Raw genomic sequence first — 17,549 nt, forward strand, 5'->3', positions numbered from 1 at the left:
GGGGTGCCTCGCGTCACGGGTCGCGTCAGGGGATGTGGCGCTCGGCGTCGACGCGGTTGCGCATCTCGACCAGGGCCTGGGCGTGGTCGCGAAGGGCGATGTCCTCGTCGCTGACGGGGACCCACGGGCGTGCCGGGATCGCGTGGCCGTCGGTGTCGAGCGGGACGAAGACGATGAGCGAGTGCGTCGTCAGTTCGAGGTCGCCGGTGGCCGGGTCGCCGGAACGCACGTGCACGCTGATGTGCATGCTCGAGGTTCCCGTGAGGAGCAGGCGCGCCTCGACCTCGACGAGGTGGCCGATACGGAGCGGGCGGTAGAAGCGGACCCCACCGGCATACACGGCCACGTTGGAGGCAGAGCCGGTCCACTGGGTGGCGAGCACGTGCGCGGCCTCGTCGATCCAGCGCATCACGATGCCGCCGTGCACCTTGCCGCCCCAGTTGACGTCGGTCGGGGCCGCCAGGAAGCGCAGGACGGCGCGGGGAGCGGTGCCCGCGTCGCTGTACGTCTGTGCAGCCATGGCTGCGGCGATCTCGTTGCGCAGGGCGATCCGCGTGACGGCGCTCTCCTGCCACTCGCGGTCGGCCTCGGTCTCGGGGACCAGCTGCGTGACGGGCGTCGGCCTGCCGTTCTCGTCCACGGCGACGAAAACCATGATGCAGTCGGTGGTCGGCGTGAGGTCGCTGTCCTTGGGCTTGCCCGCGGAGACCCTCACCAGGATGTGCATGCTCGTCGTGCCGGTGTGGATGACGCGTGCGGTGGCCTCGACGAGGTCGCCCACCTCGACGGGCCGGGCGAAACGCACGTTGCCGACGTATGCCGTGACGCTGTACGTCCCGCTCCACCCCGCGGCTGCGGCGTAGCCTGCCTTGTCGATCCACTCGAGCACCCGGCCGCCGCCGACGGTCCCGGAGTAGCCGGCATCCGTGGGCGCGGCGAGGAAGCGGAGGGTGATCTCTCGGGCTCCACGCGGCATGGTCGACCTCCCGGGCGCAGGGGTTGGTTCGACGAGAGTGGCAGAAGCGCCGGCTTGCGCGCCGTGCAAGTCCGCCCCGTGGCAAGCGCCGCTGCGCCCCCGTGGCCGGTCACGTCGTACGTGCGGCGCCCGGGACCCTTGCTGCCTCCGCACCGTCCCCGACCGACGTGGTGACGTCGACCCGTCCCGTCTGGAAGGGCTGGGCAACGCCGTCGAGCACGAGAAATCCGCGTCCGGGGCGTCGTTCAGTGGGCAGCTCGAGCCGCACGCCAAGCACGTCGCCGTGGGTCGGGGAGGCGGGGCCGAGCAGGAGTCCGCAGCCGTCGCGTGCGACCTCGGGGACGAGTCCGCGGAACGCTGCGTTGGCCCGGGCCAGGTCAGCGGCCACCGCCACCAGCCCGGCAGTGCCGTCGACGAGGCGTGCCGCCTGGACGAGGGCCTCCTCGACACGGCTTCCGTCCACGAGCTCGACGTCGTCGACGAGAAAGCACAGGTCGGGATCACCACGACGCGCCGAGACCAGCTCCGTCTGGTCGTGGGGCGTGAGTCCGATGCAACCCCGTGTCTCGGACCACACGGACAGCGGGGAACGGCGCGGGCTGACGCTGACCACGTGGCGGCCGTGGGCGAGCAGCCGGTCGCCGATGGCCGCGAGCGCGGTGGATCGTCCGGATCGGCTCGTGCCCGCGACAAGGAAGCGGCGGTGGCGCGAGTCGATCGCCAGCGGCGCCGCCTCGTCGCCGCCGACACCGAGGACGAGGGCAGCGTCTGGATGGTCCCGCACGTCCGGCAGGTCCGGCACGTCCACCAGTTCGATGTGCGAGGGGAGCGGCGCGATGCGCCACGGCCGAGAGGCGCCGGACGCCGACCAGCTGCTCGAGCTCACGGGATGGTTGCGGTGAGCGTCACGGACAGCGTTGATCGCCTCGCCGGTCTCCTCCGGGGACGGGCCGAGTCCGGGCACCGCGAGCTGGACCTCGTGCCCGCTGGGCAGCTCGACGGCACGCCCCGGCGGGCGTGTGACGGCTGCCAGCGAGGGGTCGGCGCCGGCCAGGGTGAGGTCGAGCGGGTCGGGCATGTGAAGGACGAGCCGTTGTCCGAGCAAGCCGGGCAGACGACCGGACAGCAGCGCGCGGCCGCCGCCGACGACCACATGGACTCCGGCGGCAGGGCCGTCCCGCAGCAGCCGGTAGAGGTCTTCGACCGGAGCCCCGTGGTCGACGGAGCCGAGGCGGTCCTCGACGGCTTCCCAGCCGTCGACGATCACGATGGTGTGCCGGGGCCCGGGCTCGTCTCCGTCGACCTGGCGGAGCAGCCGCGTCACGAGTCGGCGCGTGAGGGCCGGATCGATGGCTGTGGTGACCGAGCCGACATGGGGCAGGCCTGCCAGTCGTGCGCACGGCCCGGCCGTCCCCTGGAGCACATGCACGTGGACGTCCATCGGCTCGGCCGAGACGGCGAGTCCCAGAGCGATGGCGACGAGGGCGCTCGACCTTCCTGAGCGTGGCCCGCCGGCGATGCCGAGGTGCCCCCCTGTTCCGACCTGCCAGCTCAGGACGTCGCGTCGTTGCTCGCGGGGCACGTCCACCAGGCCGAGAAGGACCCGAGGCGCGCCTGTCGCGAGCGGATCATCCTGTGGCGAGAGAAGATCCGACATCGTGACGACCTGCGGAAGCGGCGAAAGCCACGGCGCTGCCGCGGGCTCGATGCCCAGCCGGCCCGCGGCGCCGTTCGCGGCGTCCACGAGTGCGGTCAGCTCTGAGGGCAGGTCCACGTCGTCAGCGGAACCGTGGTCCGCGGACGCCGGGCCGTGGAGGAGGTCGTGGACGAGCACCCGGACGGGCGCAGCGTCCTCCGGTCCGTGGGGTGGGGGATGCCCGAGGTAGGCCGTCTGGACCGTCGTGAGGACGCCGTCACCGCTCCGCAGGCAGGCTCGGCCCGGTGTCCTGACGTCGAGACCGGCCGCGTCGGGGGCATCGATGACGTCGTCGCTGTCGGTGCGGTCGCGGACGCGCAGCGCGATCCGCAGCGAGATGTTGGCCCGCATGTCGGCCGAGACGATGCCGGCGGGGCGCTGGGTCGCGAGGACCAGGTGGAGTCCCAGCGACCGACCGAGGGCGGCGACGCGCACGAGACCGGCGATGAAGTCCGGGAACTCGTCGCTGAGGGCCTTGAACTCGTCGACGACGATGACGAGCCGCGCGAGCCGGGGCAGTTCACGGCGTACGGCCGCCTGGCGTCGGTAGTCGTCGAGGTCCTTGGCTCCTGCTCGGGCGAGAAGGCGCTCGCGGCGCTTCATCTCTGCATCGAGCGACGTCAACGCCCGGGTCGTCAGGTGGGCATCGAGGTCGGTGACCAGACCGACGGTGTGGGGCAGTCGGGCGCACTCGCTGAAGGCGGACCCGCCCTTGTAGTCCACGAGGACGAAGGCCAGCTCGTCCGGCCGGTTCGTCACCGCCAGGCCTGCCACGAGGGTCTGGAGCAGCTCCGACTTGCCTGATCCGGTCGTGCCGCCGACGAGCACGTGGGGCCCGTCGGCGGCCAGGTCCACTTCGAGCCGGCCATCGCGAGTGCGGCCCAGCAGGGCCCTCGGTGGGCGCACACTCCCCGTCCACGCGTCCACGAATCCGTCGACCGTCAGGGGATCGAGCCCCGCCGCGCGGTGCAGCTCGGCGAAGGACACCTCTCGAGGCAGGGCCCCAGACCCAACGTGGGGTGTGGCGTCCACGAGCGGAGCCATCGCCCGGCTCACCGACTCGAGCCACCCCGTTGACGGGAGGTCGGGCACGACGCCGGGCAGCGCTCGCCCGTCCTCGCGAATGGCCGCGACCAGCCGCGTCTCGTCGATCTCGACGGTGGCACGCGACTCCACCGGCAGGGACTCCGCGTTCGTGTCCAGGCAGATGAAGACGAGGCCGGCCGCGGGCCCGTCGCGCAGCAGGTCTGACACACCAGCGACGGCACGGAGAGCGCTAGCGCCGTCAAGCAGCACGACGACGTCCGCGGGCGGCGGGTCGGCGCCCGCCCACGTGGCTCCGTGCGTCGCGCGCCGGCTCGCGGCCAGCGTCTGCAGTGCGGCGACGCGCAGGGCGACGTCAGCTGGGCCGCACGCGATGCGGGGCGCTGCGTCGTCGCAGTCCGACACGTGCGGAAGGTGCGCGGCCCACTCCCAGTCATGACTCAGGGACTCAGTGCTGACGAGCAGATGGAGACTGAGCTGCCGGGGGGTGTGCCACGTGGCGATCTGCAGGATCAGAGATCCCGCGAGGGCGACCGCGTGCGCTCTGGGCCCCGCGACACCGACCACGCCCGCACGCCCGAGGTCGACGAGCGCGGGCAGGTCATCGACCTCGGGCACAGGATCGGGCATCGGGCCCGTGCAGTCGATGCCGGCGGGCTGTGGGGCAGTGCCGACACGGAGCACGAGATGGTCCGAGTCGACCGTCCGCCGCTCCCACAGCCGAGTGCCACGCAGGCGGACCACGGCCTCGAGCTGGCTCAGATCGGGGTGGCGGGCCAGTCGCCGTCGGGCGTCCTCGCGCGCCGCGTCCGTGACCTGTGCGCGCGCCCGCTCGAGCTGGGCCGCGTGCTCCTTGACCTGGCGGCGGTACGTCGTGCGTCCGGCGCGGCGATCGCTCCACCACTGCCCCATGAGCAGGACCGGCGACATCAGCGCGAAGAGGAGCAGCGCGGGCGACGACAACGCGAGCGCGAGCACTGCCGAGAGCACGAGGGGCGCCGTCGAGGTGAGCAGCGGCACCCGGCCGTGCTCGGGCCGCCGCGGCCGCTCGGGGAACGCGATGATGGGGTGCGACTCCCGGTCCCGGAAGCGCGGCCTCCGGTGGACGTGGACCTCTCCGGCTACGACCTCGTGCCGCCCGCCGCGAACCTCCGCCCGCCCCAGCACCAAGGTCGTGGAGCCCACGCGTAGGCGCTGGCCCTGACGCAGCGGGGAGCCGTCGCCAGGAAGCGGGACGCCGTCGAGGAGGGAAGCGTTCGTCGGTTCGAGGTCGCGTACGTGGACGCCGTCCGGGCGGACCTCGAGAACGGCGTGGGCGCGCGAGATCCCTGGGTCCTCGAGGCGGACCGAGGCGGACGTGGCCCGTCCGACGACGTGCTCGCCGCGGCCGAGGGCCATGACGTGGCCCGCGCCGACGCCCCCCACGACGCGAAGCTCGACGGCGCCCGACCCCGCTCGAGGGCTCGTGCTCTCGTCGTCCCGGACCACCCTGAGCAGGGCGCCGCGCAGTAGTGGAGGCACCCCGATCACGGCATCGTCACTGACCATGCGCCCGTCCGCGGCGAACCGTGCCCCGGTAGCCGACACGACCTGGCCGAGCTGGGAACGCACCCGCCCGAACGGTGTCCCCGCGGGTGCCTCGATCGTCACGTGGCGTCGCGGAGCGCTCGCTCGCGACGGGTCGACGACGGTGATGGTGAGTCGCACGCCCACTCCTCTCTCGGCTCCTCATGAGACAGCGCGCGACGGGGATCGGTCGGTGCGTGTGCACAACTGTGGATGACGGGTCGACCACCTCGTCCCGGTGGGCTATGTTGCCGGGCCGCGGTCGGGATCCCGGCTGTGTCCGTCGGCCCGGGTGTGCGTGGACGCCGTCCGCGCTCACTGCGCCTGTGGACAACACGCTCGCCGCGCGGTCGACGCGACCTACCTTGAACAGGCCAAACCGGGACACACCGGGCAGGATGTCCTGCGAACGAACCACAGGGGGTCAGGGGAAGCATGTCGACACAGGAAGCCGTGCGGCACGTCGAGGGTGAGGTGCGTGAGCTGATTCGCCGCTCCGGGCTCGACCCGGCGAGCGACACCAAGGCCGTGCGTCGGCTCGTCCAGGACGCGGTGCAGGACTACGACGAGCGGTCCCTCCACGGTGGGATGCCCTCGCTCGGCGACCACCGGCTTGCCGTCCAGTCGATCCTCGCGGTCGTCGCCGGCTACGGGCCTCTCCAGCAGTACTTCGACGACCCGGCGGTCGAGGAGATCTGGATCAACGAGCCCAGCAAGGTCTTCGTGGCGCGTGGGGGTGTGGCCGAGCTGACGCCGACGATCCTCACCGCCGACGACGTCCGCGACCTCGTCGAGCGCATGCTCAAGAGCAGCGGGCGCCGCGTCGACCTCAGTAGCCCGTTCGTCGACGCCACGCTCCCGGACGGCTCCCGACTTCACGTCGTCATCCCCGACATCAGCCGCACGCACTGGCAGGTCAACGTCCGCAAGTTCGTCGTCAAGGCCGACCACCTCGACGACCTCGTCCGGCTCGGCACCCTGCCCCGCCAGGCGGCGACCTTCCTCGAGGCGGCGGTCGCCAGTGGGCTCAACGTCCTCGTGGCCGGCGGCACCCAGGCCGGCAAGACGACGCTGCTCAACTGCCTTGCGGCGGCGATCACACCGCGGGAGCGCATCGTCACGTGCGAGGAGGTCTTCGAGCTGAAGATCCCGCAGCGCGATGTGGCCGCGATGCAGTGCCGGCAACCCAGCCTCGAGGGCACCGGCGAGGTGCCGCTCCGACGCCTCGTCAAGGAGGCGCTGCGGATGCGCCCGTCGCGCATCATCGTCGGCGAGGTTCGCCAGGAGGAGAGCCTCGATCTGCTCATCGCCCTGAACAGCGGGGTACCAAAAATTGCTAGGTCACACCACGGTGTCACGCACCGGGTGCGGAGACGCCCAGCCACGTGCCGAACATCTGCATGGCCAGCCCCAGCAGGAGCAAACCCGCGCTCACCTTGGCCTTCACGTCAACCGTGGCGACGTCCACGAGGAAGTCCTCCACCTTGCGCAGCTCGGCGGCGGCGATGGCCTCCACCTGTGAGGTGAGGTGACGGGCCATCTGCTCGGCCCGCTGTTCGGCCTTGCGTGTGTCATCAGCGGTGGCAGTCCGCACAGCGTCCAGCGCGCGCTCGATAGCTTCAAGTCGTTCGGCGTCGGTCTCCGGGGCCGTAGGAATGCCTCCGGTCGCGGCTGGCGCGACGGCGTGGATCTCGCCGTCGATGACCGGCGCGTGGATTGCCAAGTCCCCGTCCGTGCGGTAGCTCCTAAGTCGAGCGACACCCTGTCGAATCTCGAGGATGGCAAGCAGGACACCCACCAACTCGGCAGCACCGCCAGCCAGCTGCCACAACGTCCCGGGATTCACGGGGGACAGCCTGACTGAGGGCGCAGGGGATGGCGTGCCGACGCGCCGCATGGGCCCGCCAATGGGATTACCGATTCTGAGGTCACTGCGTGGCTAGCATGCGACAGTGAGCGATTCAGGGGACCGGCGCTTCAAGTCGGTGCGCGCCAGCACGCGGGCTTTGCTAGCTTCGGGTGAGCAGCTGAACATCGAGTTCAAGTCCGAAGTCCCGAAGAACATTGCCAACCACGCGGCAGCGGGCGCGAATCTGGTCGCGCTAGACCCCAACGTGGATGTCTACACGGTTCTTGTCGGTGTGACCGAGGAGCTTACGTCGAACGGCACCACGAGGGGCCTCATCACGGGCTGCGTGGCCAAGGACGGCACGCCGGAGGACCTTGACGCCCTCCGCCTGCGCATCGAACAGATGATTCGAGACAGCGTGGTTCCTCCACCACAGGTGCGGATTTTCGAGGAGAACACGTCAACCACCAAGCCCATCTTGGTGATCGAAGTGACTCCCACGAACCCTCCCCACCGAGTGGCCGAGAAGTACCAAGTGCGAGGCTCGGCCGGGCTCACCGCTCTAACCCAGCACGATGCGCTGAGCATCTTCAGGAGCGAGCGAACGAAGGCTTGGATCGACGAACTGGAGTCAAGCGCGCCTCTGCTGAACGTGTTGCAGGCGCTCCACGAGGAGTTGCGTGACCTAAGTTTCAGAGTGAGCGATGTCGCCTTGGGTGAGGAGGGCCTTGACCAAGATGACCTCCAGTCCGGTATCACGACGCTGGAGGAGGCGCTGAGCTCCGTGGAGCATGGCGTCCATGATGCCATCCGAGACGTCAAGGAAGAGCTGTCGTTCCTGCAAAGCGACGTCACCGACATGGCAAACGAGCCGGCCCCCGAAACGGCGGAAAGTGTTTGGTGGGCTGTTCGCCAACAGAGGGAGATGACGTGGCTGCGTCTCAACACGCGCGCAGCCTTCGACGGCCTCTCCCCGTCTCAGGCCGACGCCATCGAGCGCGTGGTACGAGAGCACCTTGCTACAGAGCCGGACCTGACGGACTTCGCCGGTAACCTCGCTGAACTGCAGGCCTATCGGGGCCTTGTCTCGGCGGAGCTGCCGGATGACCTTGTACCCGCCTGCAGGCTGGTTGAGGCGGCGATCGCTCGCGCAGAATCCGTTCCACGTCAGTTTTCGGCAGACTGGATTGAGGAAGGGCTTGCCGATCGAGCTGCCTGGAAACTGAAGCTCGAGAAGATTCAAGCCGCGACCGCGAACTCGCTACGCCCGCCGCGCCTCCGCAAGGGCTCTTACGCCCGCGAGGTTGGGGTCATGCAGCTCGATCCCGATGGCGTCAAGGCCATAGCGAGTCATGAGTTTGCAACAACCACGCATGATTCAGCCGCGACCCTTTGGCGGAGCGATGAGGGTGCCCTCAAATTTGCGGCACCGGCGACTGGCTCCAGTGTGCCCGTTGTCTATCAGGGGACATGGGGCTCCGACACCGCGCGTCTGGGACGCCCCAAGACAAGCGCGATGGCACGAGCCCTACGGAAGATCTTTGCCCAGCACGGACATTCCTCTGTGCTCTTCGAAGGGCCAGGGAGGGTCGTGCCAACCGTGGACGGCTGACGCCTCCGGCCTTCCGGCGGCAGACCCGGGGCGCGCTGAAAGGATGTGTAAAGGACGCGCCCCGGGTGGCTTGGTCAGGTCAGGGTGACCTTGACGATGTAGCCGGGACGGACGATGGCCGGGAGCACCCGCTCCTCACACCGCAGGGTCTGCTGGTTGGACCCGAAGTCCCCGCCGTCGTACCCCAGCTCGGCCTTCACGTCCTGCCGGACGTAGAACACGCCGAACCCCGGCGTCAGAAGGTAGGCCGTCCCTGCTGGGACCGCCGACGTTGAGACAATGGGCACCCCGTGGATGTGGGAGGGGCCGTTGCCGAGCGGGTCGATGAAGTAGTCCCCGCCTGTAGACGCCTTCTGGGTCCTGATCGTGGCGAGGTTGGTGGGGTTGAGCAGCACCGCGGTGGGGCTCAACCCGTTCAACGCTTCGGTGGCCCCAATCGCCGTGGCCAGCACGTCAATTGCCGTGGCCAGCGTGCCGGTGGCCACCTGAATGCCGCTGGCCCCACCAATGGCAGTGACGATTTCGGCGTTCTCCTTGCGGAGCACACCCATCGCCACCTCCTGCTGCACCTCACGGAACAGGAACGCCGCGTCGTCCAAGAACTCGTCCGTGAGCTTGGTCTGGTTGGCGATCTTGATCAGGGCGGCGTCCACCGGGGTGACGGCCACACCGGAGTCCGGCTTGACCCCGGCCTCGGCCACCGTTCCGGCAGAAGCAGCGCCGATGCGGTAGTACCGCTGGGTGGGTCCGTCTGAGTCCTGCTGGGGCATCAGGTCCCGCAGGAACACGGCGGCGGTGCCGGGTGGGGCCGCCGAGACGCCCGTGCCGGCGGTGGGGAGCGTGGTGTTGGACACCAGCGTGGCCTTGAACCGGGTCTGGCCGACCTTGGCGGCGTACTGCGTCTTGGTGCGGACGGCCCGGAGCATCCCCTCCTCGTCAGCCTCATCGAACAGGCTGGCCTTGGCCTTTCCGCCCGTGGGAGTGTCCAGCTCGGGGTGGGTGATGTTGCTGATCTGGGCGAGGACGTTCTTGGCACTGCCGGGGGCCTCGGCCCGGGCGATCTTGGCGTCGATGTCGTCCACCTGCGCCAGTAGCCCTGCCACCTCCCGGTTCTCGGCGTCGGTCAGCTCGCGATCGTCGTCCTGTGCCTTGGTTGCGATGACGCGGGCCTTGGCTAGGAGCTCCACCCGCTGAGTCCTGAGGGACATGGTGATACCTCGATTCGTTGCCGCGCCAAGGGGGAAGCCGAGACGCGGCGAGCACGATGAGTAGAGGATCGCCGGGAAGTCTCTACGCGGGCCCACGCATGGTGGACGGGCGGAGACGTGCCCAACGTTGTCGAAGCGAGTCCGGCTCCCAGCCGTACAGCTCGGCTCCTCGGTCTTGCCCGTACGGGTCCTCGATCTTGGCCTTGCCGTCGCTCGAACAGTGCCAGCGTATGCCGGTCCACCGACAATGACCAGCACGTGAGCCCGGTTGCAGCACAACGGTGCCCCGGAGGCACCCCGTGGGGGTCCCTCGGGAGCGGCACTTGAGCGTGCAACCCCGGGTGTGCAAGCGGAGGGGGGACCCTCGCCGCCCGGAACCACGCGCCGCTGTGCGGGTCTGGGCCGGTCCCGGACGTGTCCGAGCCCCTAGGACGGCTGCCAGCCCCGCAGAACGGACGCCAGCCACAGCAGCGATCACCTTTGAGGGGGATGGGGACTCCAGGGGAGGGACCGGGACTGTCGGGGCTGTTTACCCACGGGTCAGCCCTTCCGAGGCTTGAACCCCCATACCTACAGGCGCCCGAGCAACTCCGCCTTCTTTGCTGAGAACTCTTCGTCGGTCAGGATGCCTGCCTCGTGCAACGCGCCCAACTGCTTGATGGCCTCGATGATTGCGGACTTGTCGTCGGCTGGCGGCTCATTCGTCGGCGCTACCGGCTGGCTGACGTTCCGTCCAGGGATGGCCGCCGGGGCGTGGCCGCCAGATGAACTGGCCATTTGTTGCTTCACCGCGCTAACGAACTGCTGCATAGCGGCCGCGTCGGATATCCACTTCATGTTGACTTTGTTGCCGGATGCGAAGAACGAGATCGAGTGCCCCATCATGCTCTTGGACTGCTCGAAAGACGACACGCTCTTGTATTCGAAGGACTCCAGGTCGTACCCGCCGAGCTTCTTGGCGTAGAAGACGATCCTGCGCTGAGTTGCGATCAGAATCCCCGTGCGAACGCTGTCGGACCCGAGGACTTTTGTCTCGTAGGTGCCTTGAATCGCAGCAGCCACTTGTTCGTCCGGGTCAAGGTGGGCCTTAGCCTGCTCCAGCAACTTGTCGATCTTCGCCATAACCATTCCCCTATGCTCGCCGCGCCGCTACGGCCGACACTATAGGTCTCGGCCGAGACGCGGGCGCTCCCAGAGGGAGGTGTTTGGCAAATCAATCCGCGCTGGCGTGCGGGCAGTCGGAAGCATGCTCGGTGTAGGCCCCCCAACTGCTGCCGCCCATCACGGTGGCCCCGCAGGGACACTGCCGCATGGTCGCGAGCATCGCGTGCTCCTGGGCCATCGCCTCAACGCTGATTGGGTCAGCTGGCACGGTCGGGATGTTGTTACGTTCACGGCCAATCGTCATGGTGTTGCTCCTGTTCGTTGCCGATTTTCATTGAGACACGCGTGCGTCTGGGAGGAGGTCCTTTCGAACCTCGTGCTTTGTCCCGACCGTGACCCAAGCTGACGCCTCGGGGTCCCAGCGCACTTCCGAGGTGGGGTAGGGAAAGTGGCCATCGGGGTCGTCCTCGTGGCGCTTGGCGAGGAACCATTCCCGCAGGTCCCGGCCCCTCATCAGGTCAGCTCCAAGCTTCAAGGCTGCCTGCTCGCTTTGGTTCATGCTTCACTCCGGTTCCGTTGCTGCAGCTGGATGGTCGTGGGCTGTCGCCCCGGGTGGCAAGGGGCCGGTCACGTCCGCCCCTGACTGGTGCGGAGGCGTCCGTGCCACCGGCAGGTGCGGGCGTCCTGACGGCACGGGGCGCCGGATGCCGTGGTTGCCCCACACAGGGGCCGGTCATGCCATGGGCACTTACCTGCCGGGAAGGCGCACCGGGCACCGGAACGGCCGATCGTCCCGCAGCATGTGCCGTCCAGACGGCGCTGGACATACTTCGGGAGTGGGCCTAGCTCCTCATGGGGCGGCGTTTCGGCGACTGGGAGCGACACTCCCCCTCGCTCGTCCAAGCGGTCGCAGTCCAGCAGCCACAACAGGCCGTCCCACGGCTCGTGCTCGTCGGAGGATTCAAGACGGACCAGCAGCCATGAGTCCTCCGTAGCCTCCACCACGTAGCGTCCGCGGGGCTTCTCGTCGTAGATCATCAGATGCGCCTCGCCCTCTCCCACGCATCACGGGGGCGGGATGGCACAGCGGCCAGCTCGTCCTGCCAACGCTCTTGGTGCAGCCACGTGGCAGGGTGAGGCCGGTAGTCCCCATCCGGGCGCAATTGCATCCTGAGTGCCGGGAGCTGGAGCACAAGCGCATTGAGGATCACCTCCGGGTCACCACCAGCAGCCTTGACGGCCTTCGCCCACTTCCCTCTGGCTGCTCCCTTGCCCGTCTTGCGCGGGTACATCTTCCAGAACATGTCGAACGGATCAGCCTCGAAGGCCGGCCTGTTGCTCGCCGTCGTGGCTTCTTCTCCGGCCCCGGGCGTCAGCCCGGAGGTGTTTGTAGGACTGTCAAACGCAGGACCGTCAGACGGTAAAACAGTGCCATTCCCGTGCTCAGCCGTGTCAGACGATTCCCCTGAAATTGACAGACGAGGCGGCTCAAAATGACAGACGATTCCGTCCAATCGGGTGCCACGTTCGGGCTCGCGGGTGACACTCGATTCCGGGACGCAGCAGGCGTATCGAGCCTTACGCCCCTTGCCGCCTTGATACCCCCGCGTGGGCTTGGTCGTTTGTACCAACCACGTCCCCGTTAATGCCTCCACGTGCCGCCAGATCGTCCGCTCGGACACACCCCTGAGTCCAGCAAGGGTGGTCGCCTTGATCGTCACCTCCCGACCGCTGGTGCCCTTGCCGCCGTGGACAAGTAGCACCGCCGTCAGCTTCACCTGCGTTGGGAGCTTGCTACCCACGATGGCCTCTTGCCACTGGAACAGGTTGGCTGACACCCAACAATCGCTCATTGCCGTCCTCCGTCACTCAGCAAGGAGAGCTGGAGCTGCACTGGGATGCCAGAGGGGCGCTGAGGCCTACGCCGTGGCCCGGCTCGGCGGACGTTCTCCGCGTGGCTGACCGGCTCCATGTGCAGGGGGTTGGCGCACAAGGTAGTGGTGCAGGACAGGTGATCGAGCTCCAGCCCGGAGGGGATCGGCTGGCCCGTCCATGCGACGTAGGCCAGCCGATGGGTCTTCCACCGCCGACCTTGGTGCGAAACCTGGCCGTACCTGCCGTCGTTAGCCCCTTGCCAGACCCAGCACCCTCGCTCGTCCACGATCACTCGAGAGGCGATCCGCTCCATCACGGATTCCCGCTGCTCCGGGGTCATCCCTGGCCGTCCTTCAGCAGCAGGACAGCGAGCCTGTCTCGCTGTTCCGTGGAGATGATCGGCCACTCGTCCACGGTCTTCTTGATGTGCTCGGCCAGACGCTCGTTTCGGCGGGTCTCCACAGTGACGCGGGCCTCGGACTGCTCGGTCATGGCTGACCACCCCCAAGCAGCGCGGCGATCCGCTGGACCTGCTCTGGCCTCAGCCGATCAATCTCGGTCATCCTCTGGGCTACGTAGTTGGCGATCGCCTCGGCTACGAGGTTTTGCCGCAACTCAGGGATCTTGGGGGAATCCCACCCTTCCCGGTGCACCGTTCGCGCGAGCATCGTGGTCGCGGCGTGCAGTGCCTTGCTCTTTCTTGCCATCTCTGGCGCTGCTTCCTGCGCTGCTTGCCCGAGCTCGCCGCTCGTGCAGGAGGTTGGTCAACACTTCTCAGGCCCGCCGAACCCCCACCCTCCAAGGAAGTCCGGACTTGGGGTTCCAGCCCCAAAGCCTTTCGATAGGCACAACGGTACGTCTCCCTACCGACGCTCCCCATCAATGGAGGTGGCAGGGCGTGTCGTCGATTCCCTTGCTACCAAAGGTGATTGTAAATTCCGTTTACATCCGACCTCAGGCTCCCGAAGGCCCTCTCCTCGGCTTGATGCTCACAAGCTCGGGGTCGTAAATGTTGCCGCGTCGTGCGGACGGAAGCACCGTCACGGTCATGAGCTCACGCACAACGGCCCGCCTCCGGTCCAGCGCCAACGTTGCCCAAACCGGTTGCGGATCACGTCCCACGAACTGCGCCAGTGCGGATCCGCGAGTCGAATCGGCTAGGGCCGCCTCCACTTGGTCCAGCAGCCGCTGAGTCTCCTCGCTGATCTGGGCCAGCTGGGAGCCGGTGATCCTGCCCTTGATGAACAGATCGGCAGCTTCGCTCTGGCGCTCCCTCAGGCTCATGGCCTCCACCCGCAGAGCCTCCGTGTCCTCCGGTGCTGGGCCGTCCGCAAACACCGTCAGGAAGTCCTCGCGGCTCAGCAGGCCCAGCAGCACACCCTCCACGTGCTCGTCCACGGCGTTCGCGCTGCGGGCCACATGGCCACCCCCGCCAGCCGGGCAACGGTAGACCGTTCGGGTGGTGCCCTTGCTGCGGTTGCGAGCTGCGGTTGCCGACTTCAGTGGTTGCCCGCACCCTGCCTTGCCGCATACGGCGATTCCCGCGAGCAACCACTTGGCCCGGTTGGTCACTGATCGTCGGCGGGCAGGGTCGCTCAGCAGCTTCACCACCGCTCGGTGGGTGTCCTCGCTGATGATCGCAGGCCAGGTGAGCCGCCCCAACACCTCACCGTTGAGCACCGACAGGCCCGCGTTGCGCGGTCGGGTCAGCACCTGACGCAGGCTCGTGTAGTTCCACGGCCTGCCTGTGGAGGTGCTGACGTTGCGGGCGTTGAGGTCCGCGACGATGGAGCCAAGAGAAGCCCCGGCCAGCAGCGCCTTGCACGCACCCTGAATCTCGCGGGCCTCGGCGCGGTTCAGGGTGGCCGACCCGTCAGGCCGGATGTTCCAGCCGAACGGGGGAGCGCCGCCCAGCCAGCGCCCATCCCGCGCCGCTTGGAGCTGCGCCCGCTTCACTCGCTCGGCCTTGTGCTCGCTCTCCTGTCGGGCCACCGCCCCACGGATGCGAGCGGTCAGCCGGCCGCTGGACGTGGTGAGGTCCAGCTCGCCAGCCTGCGCAAACCGGGTCACGATCGCTCGGGGCTCGCAGGCCTCGATGTAGTCCTCCAGCTCGCGGGGAGACCGGTGCAGCCTGTCCTCGTGCCAAGCCAGCACGGCGTCCACCCTGCCGTGTCGAATGGCTTCCAGCACGGCTGCGTACCCCTGACGCTTCTTGCCGCTGTAGGCGCTCGTGTCGTTGTCGGATTCAACCTGGACCACCTCCCAGCCGAGCCGAGCGGCGAGCCTCTCGCAGTCCTCGCGCTGACGTGCCACTCCGAGGCCTGCCCCGGTGCGGTCTTGGCTGATCCGGCAGTAGATCACTGCTCGCTTCTTGGTCATGTACTCATTGTGACCTAACAAAATGCGGTGTGCCGGGGATGTGCACCGTGCACGCCAACAGCGCCCGCGAGGCCGTGACGAAGATGTGCACCCTGCCGTTGCTCGCCGGAGAGAACGTGTCGAGCCGCTTCGTCGTGCCGACGGTGGCAGCGGCGGTCGACGTCGTCGTGCACGTCGCCCTCGAGCGGGATGGAGTTCGCCGCGTGCGTGAGATCGTCGCGGTGCCCGGTCGAGCCGAGGGAGACGTGATCGAGGTCGCTGACCTCTTCGTCACGAGGGATGGTGCGCTGCGCCGTGCGGACGGCTTCCCCCCGCACCGCGAGGCCTTCGAGCGGGCCGGCTACGACGTGGCCGCCCTTCTGGCGCAGATGGACTCATGATGTCCCCGCTCGCGATCGGCCTCCTCCTCGGCGTCGGGGTCTTCTTCGTCTACTGGTCGTTCTGGCCGCAGGAGCAGACGCCGGAAACGACCGGCCGCGGCGGGTTCATGGTGGGGCTGCGCGACCACCTCACACAGGCGGGCTACACCTCCGTGACGCCGGCAAACGTCGTCGTCGGCTCCGCCGTGCTCTTCGCCGTCGCATTCGTGCTCGTCCTCGCTGTGGTGCGCGTCGTACCCATCGCCCTGTGCTTCGCGGGGATGGCCGGAGCCGTGCCCCTCGCACTCGTCCGCGCACGGGCACGCAAGCGGCGCAGCAAGCTTCGCGACCTGTGGCCTGACGTCGTCGACAACATCACGTCCGGGGTCCGCGCTGGGCTGGCGCTGCCCGAGGCGCTCTCGCAGCTCGCTGCGCGTGGCCCTGCCGAGCTGCGGCCGGCCTTCGCGGCGTTCGCCGAGGACTACCGCACGACCGGCCGCTTCCACGACTGTCTCGACCGGCTCAAGGACCGGCTCAGCGATCCAGTCGGCGACCGGATCGTCGAGTCGCTCCGCATCGCGCGGGAGGTCGGTGGAAGCGATCTCGGCAAGCTGCTGCGGACCCTGTCGTCGTTCCTGCGGGAGGACGCCCGCACCCGGGCCGAGCTCGAGACCCGCCAGAGCTGGACGGTCAATGCCGCCCGGCTGGCGGCGGGTGCGCCCTGGGTCATCCTGGGCCTGCTCGCCCTCAACGGGGGCTCCCTCGCGGCGTACTCCTCCCCGACGGGCTGGGTGGTCCTCGCCGTGGGTGCGGGACTCTGCATCGTGGCCTACCGGGCGATGATCTGGATCGGACGTCTGCCCGAGGAAGAGCGGGTGCTGCGATGAACGCGGCCGCCCACTGGGACTCGGAGCTGCTTGGCGACGGCTGGTCCTGGGTCGGCGCAACGGCAGGTGTGCTCATGGCGGCCGGGCTCGCGCTCGTGGTGGCCGGACTTCCATCGAGCCGCCGTCCCACCCTGGACGACCGGCTCGAGCCCTACCTGCGTGACACCCCGCGACCGTCGAGCCTGCTGTCACGGCCGGCGCCGGCGCGCGGACCCTTCGGCTTCGGTGAGCTCTTCGCGCCATACGTGGGCCGTCTCGGCGCCCGGGTCGGAGCGGTCCTCGGTGGCGCGCCCTCGGTGGCGCGCCGTCAGCTCCGGGCAGGACTCCCGGCGGACGTGGACCGCTTCCGGGCCGAGCAGGTCCTGTTCGGGGCGCTCGGCGGCCTCGGCGGACTCGTCTTCACCGCGGTGGTTGCCGTGGCCCAGCAGCGCTTCCCCGTGCCGGTCCTGGTCGCGATGGTTCTCGTGGGCGTCCTCGGTGGCGTCGCAGCCCGTGACTACGCCCTCAGCCGGGCCGCGGCACGGCGGGAGGCACGCATGCTCACGGAGTTCCCCACGGTCGCCGAGCTGCTCGCGCTCGCCGTGAGCGCCGGGGAGGGCGCGGTCGGGGCGCTCGAACGCGTCTGTCGCCTCTCGCACGGGGAGCTCTCCGACGAGCTGAGGCGATGTCTGGCCGACGCCCGCGCCGGCGCCAACCTGCCGACGGCCCTCCAGGGTCTCGCCGACCGAACCGGTCTGATGAGCCTGACGCGCTTCGTCGACGGGATCGTCGTTGCTGTGGAGCGCGGCACGCCGCTCGCCGAGGTGCTTCGAGCCCAGGCCCAGGACGTGCGTGAGGACGGACGCCGCGCCCTGATGGAGGAGGGGGGCCGCAAGGAGATCTACATGATGGTCCCGATCGTCTTCCTCACCCTCCCGGTCACGGTCCTGTTCGCGCTCTACCCGGGCCTCAGCTTCCTCCGCTTCAGGCTGTGAGACACGGGGCCGGTCCACAC

At 68.8% G+C, this 17,549-nt stretch carries 14 protein-coding genes and 1 pseudogene; 6 read left to right on the forward strand and 9 right to left on the reverse strand.

What is annotated here, in order from left to right; genetic code table 11:
- Nucleotides 1–25: 25 nt before the first annotated feature.
- Both H9I49_RS15720 and H9I49_RS15725 read right to left on the reverse strand, forming a co-directional pair.
- The gene (locus H9I49_RS15720) at nt 26–976 is read right to left on the reverse strand and encodes an acyl-CoA thioesterase (protein ID WP_188031346.1); all 951 of its coding nucleotides are present in this window, start codon (nt 974–976) and stop codon (nt 26–28) included.
- 109 nt (nt 977–1,085) lie between these two features.
- Nucleotides 1,086–5,423 (reverse strand): FtsK/SpoIIIE domain-containing protein, encoded by a 4,338-nt coding sequence (locus H9I49_RS15725; RefSeq protein ID WP_188031347.1) that lies wholly within the window; start codon nt 5,421–5,423, stop codon nt 1,086–1,088.
- Nucleotides 5,424–5,717: 294 nt separating this feature from the next.
- On the opposite strand from H9I49_RS15725, the gene H9I49_RS15730 reads away from it, so the two are divergent.
- From H9I49_RS15730 to H9I49_RS15740, 3 genes are all read left to right on the forward strand, one after another.
- Nucleotides 5,718–6,809, forward strand: coding sequence for a CpaF family protein (locus tag H9I49_RS15730; protein WP_255524022.1), 1,092 nt, complete (start codon nt 5,718–5,720; stop codon nt 6,807–6,809).
- A gap of 1 nt (nt 6,810) precedes the next feature.
- Nucleotides 6,811–7,146, forward strand: a complete 336-nt coding sequence (locus tag H9I49_RS15735) for a hypothetical protein (protein ID WP_188031348.1) — start codon at nt 6,811–6,813, stop codon at nt 7,144–7,146.
- Nucleotides 7,147–7,234: 88 nt separating this feature from the next.
- The gene (locus tag H9I49_RS15740; RefSeq protein WP_188031349.1) at nt 7,235–8,743 is read left to right on the forward strand and encodes a hypothetical protein; all 1,509 of its coding nucleotides are present in this window, start codon (nt 7,235–7,237) and stop codon (nt 8,741–8,743) included.
- Nucleotides 8,744–8,817: 74 nt separating this feature from the next.
- Here H9I49_RS15740 and H9I49_RS15745 read toward each other — a convergent pair whose 3' ends face one another.
- The 7 genes from H9I49_RS15745 to H9I49_RS15770 form a co-directional block, all read right to left on the reverse strand.
- A complete protein-coding gene (locus H9I49_RS15745) occupies nt 8,818–9,951 on the reverse strand; it encodes a phage major capsid protein (RefSeq protein WP_188031350.1) in 1,134 nt (377 codons plus the stop codon).
- 570 nt (nt 9,952–10,521) lie between these two features.
- A complete protein-coding gene (locus H9I49_RS24010) occupies nt 10,522–11,073 on the reverse strand; it encodes a PH domain-containing protein (protein WP_188031351.1) in 552 nt (183 codons plus the stop codon).
- Between the two features lie 91 nt (nt 11,074–11,164).
- Entirely contained in the window at nt 11,165–11,359 is a 195-nt protein-coding gene (locus H9I49_RS23470; RefSeq protein ID WP_223128802.1) for a hypothetical protein, read from the reverse strand.
- A 733-nt stretch (nt 11,360–12,092) separates the two neighbouring features.
- Entirely contained in the window at nt 12,093–12,893 is an 801-nt protein-coding gene (locus H9I49_RS15755; protein ID WP_188031352.1) for a hypothetical protein, read from the reverse strand.
- A 373-nt stretch (nt 12,894–13,266) separates the two neighbouring features.
- Nucleotides 13,267–13,422, reverse strand: a complete 156-nt coding sequence (locus H9I49_RS15760) for a hypothetical protein (protein WP_188031353.1) — start codon at nt 13,420–13,422, stop codon at nt 13,267–13,269.
- Entirely contained in the window at nt 13,419–13,637 is a 219-nt protein-coding gene (locus H9I49_RS15765) for a hypothetical protein (protein WP_188031354.1), read from the reverse strand. The genes H9I49_RS15760 and H9I49_RS15765 overlap by 4 nt, the downstream gene beginning before the upstream one ends.
- A gap of 247 nt (nt 13,638–13,884) precedes the next feature.
- The gene (locus tag H9I49_RS15770) at nt 13,885–15,309 is read right to left on the reverse strand and encodes a recombinase family protein (protein WP_188031355.1); all 1,425 of its coding nucleotides are present in this window, start codon (nt 15,307–15,309) and stop codon (nt 13,885–13,887) included.
- A 26-nt stretch (nt 15,310–15,335) separates the two neighbouring features.
- Between H9I49_RS15770 and H9I49_RS15775 the strand changes: the two are divergent.
- The 3 genes and pseudogenes from H9I49_RS15775 to H9I49_RS15785 all read left to right on the forward strand — a co-directional run.
- Nucleotides 15,336–15,689, forward strand: a pseudogene (locus H9I49_RS15775) (CpaF family protein); the annotation flags it as partial.
- The gene (locus H9I49_RS15780) at nt 15,689–16,555 is read left to right on the forward strand and encodes a type II secretion system F family protein (RefSeq protein WP_188031750.1); all 867 of its coding nucleotides are present in this window, start codon (nt 15,689–15,691) and stop codon (nt 16,553–16,555) included. The pseudogene H9I49_RS15775 and the gene H9I49_RS15780, both read left to right, overlap by 1 nt.
- The gene (locus H9I49_RS15785; protein WP_188031356.1) at nt 16,552–17,529 is read left to right on the forward strand and encodes a type II secretion system F family protein; all 978 of its coding nucleotides are present in this window, start codon (nt 16,552–16,554) and stop codon (nt 17,527–17,529) included. The genes H9I49_RS15780 and H9I49_RS15785 overlap by 4 nt, the downstream gene beginning before the upstream one ends.
- Nucleotides 17,530–17,549: the final 20 nt, after the last annotated feature.

It is taken from the genome of Terrabacter sp. MAHUQ-38 (assembly GCF_014518425.1).
Lineage (GTDB): Bacteria > Actinomycetota > Actinomycetes > Actinomycetales > Dermatophilaceae > Terrabacter.

Coding starts and splice junctions, on each gene's coding strand:
- H9I49_RS15770 (WP_188031355.1), bottom strand. CDS start 15,309: ATGACCAAGAAGCGAGCAGTGATCTACTGCCGGATCAGCCAAGACCGC.
- H9I49_RS15760 (WP_188031353.1), bottom strand. CDS start 13,422: ATGACCGAGCAGTCCGAGGCCCGCGTCACTGTGGAGACCCGCCGAAAC.
- H9I49_RS15745 (WP_188031350.1), bottom strand. CDS start 9,951: ATGTCCCTCAGGACTCAGCGGGTGGAGCTCCTAGCCAAGGCCCGCGTC.
- H9I49_RS15730 (WP_255524022.1), top strand. CDS start 5,718: ATGTCGACACAGGAAGCCGTGCGGCACGTCGAGGGTGAGGTGCGTGAG.
- H9I49_RS15785 (WP_188031356.1), top strand. CDS start 16,552: ATGAACGCGGCCGCCCACTGGGACTCGGAGCTGCTTGGCGACGGCTGG.
- H9I49_RS15780 (WP_188031750.1), top strand. CDS start 15,689: ATGTCCCCGCTCGCGATCGGCCTCCTCCTCGGCGTCGGGGTCTTCTTC.
- H9I49_RS15765 (WP_188031354.1), bottom strand. CDS start 13,637: ATGGCAAGAAAGAGCAAGGCACTGCACGCCGCGACCACGATGCTCGCG.
- H9I49_RS23470 (WP_223128802.1), bottom strand. CDS start 11,359: ATGACGATTGGCCGTGAACGTAACAACATCCCGACCGTGCCAGCTGAC.
- H9I49_RS24010 (WP_188031351.1), bottom strand. CDS start 11,073: ATGGCGAAGATCGACAAGTTGCTGGAGCAGGCTAAGGCCCACCTTGAC.
- H9I49_RS15720 (WP_188031346.1), bottom strand. CDS start 976: ATGCCGCGTGGAGCCCGAGAGATCACCCTCCGCTTCCTCGCCGCGCCC.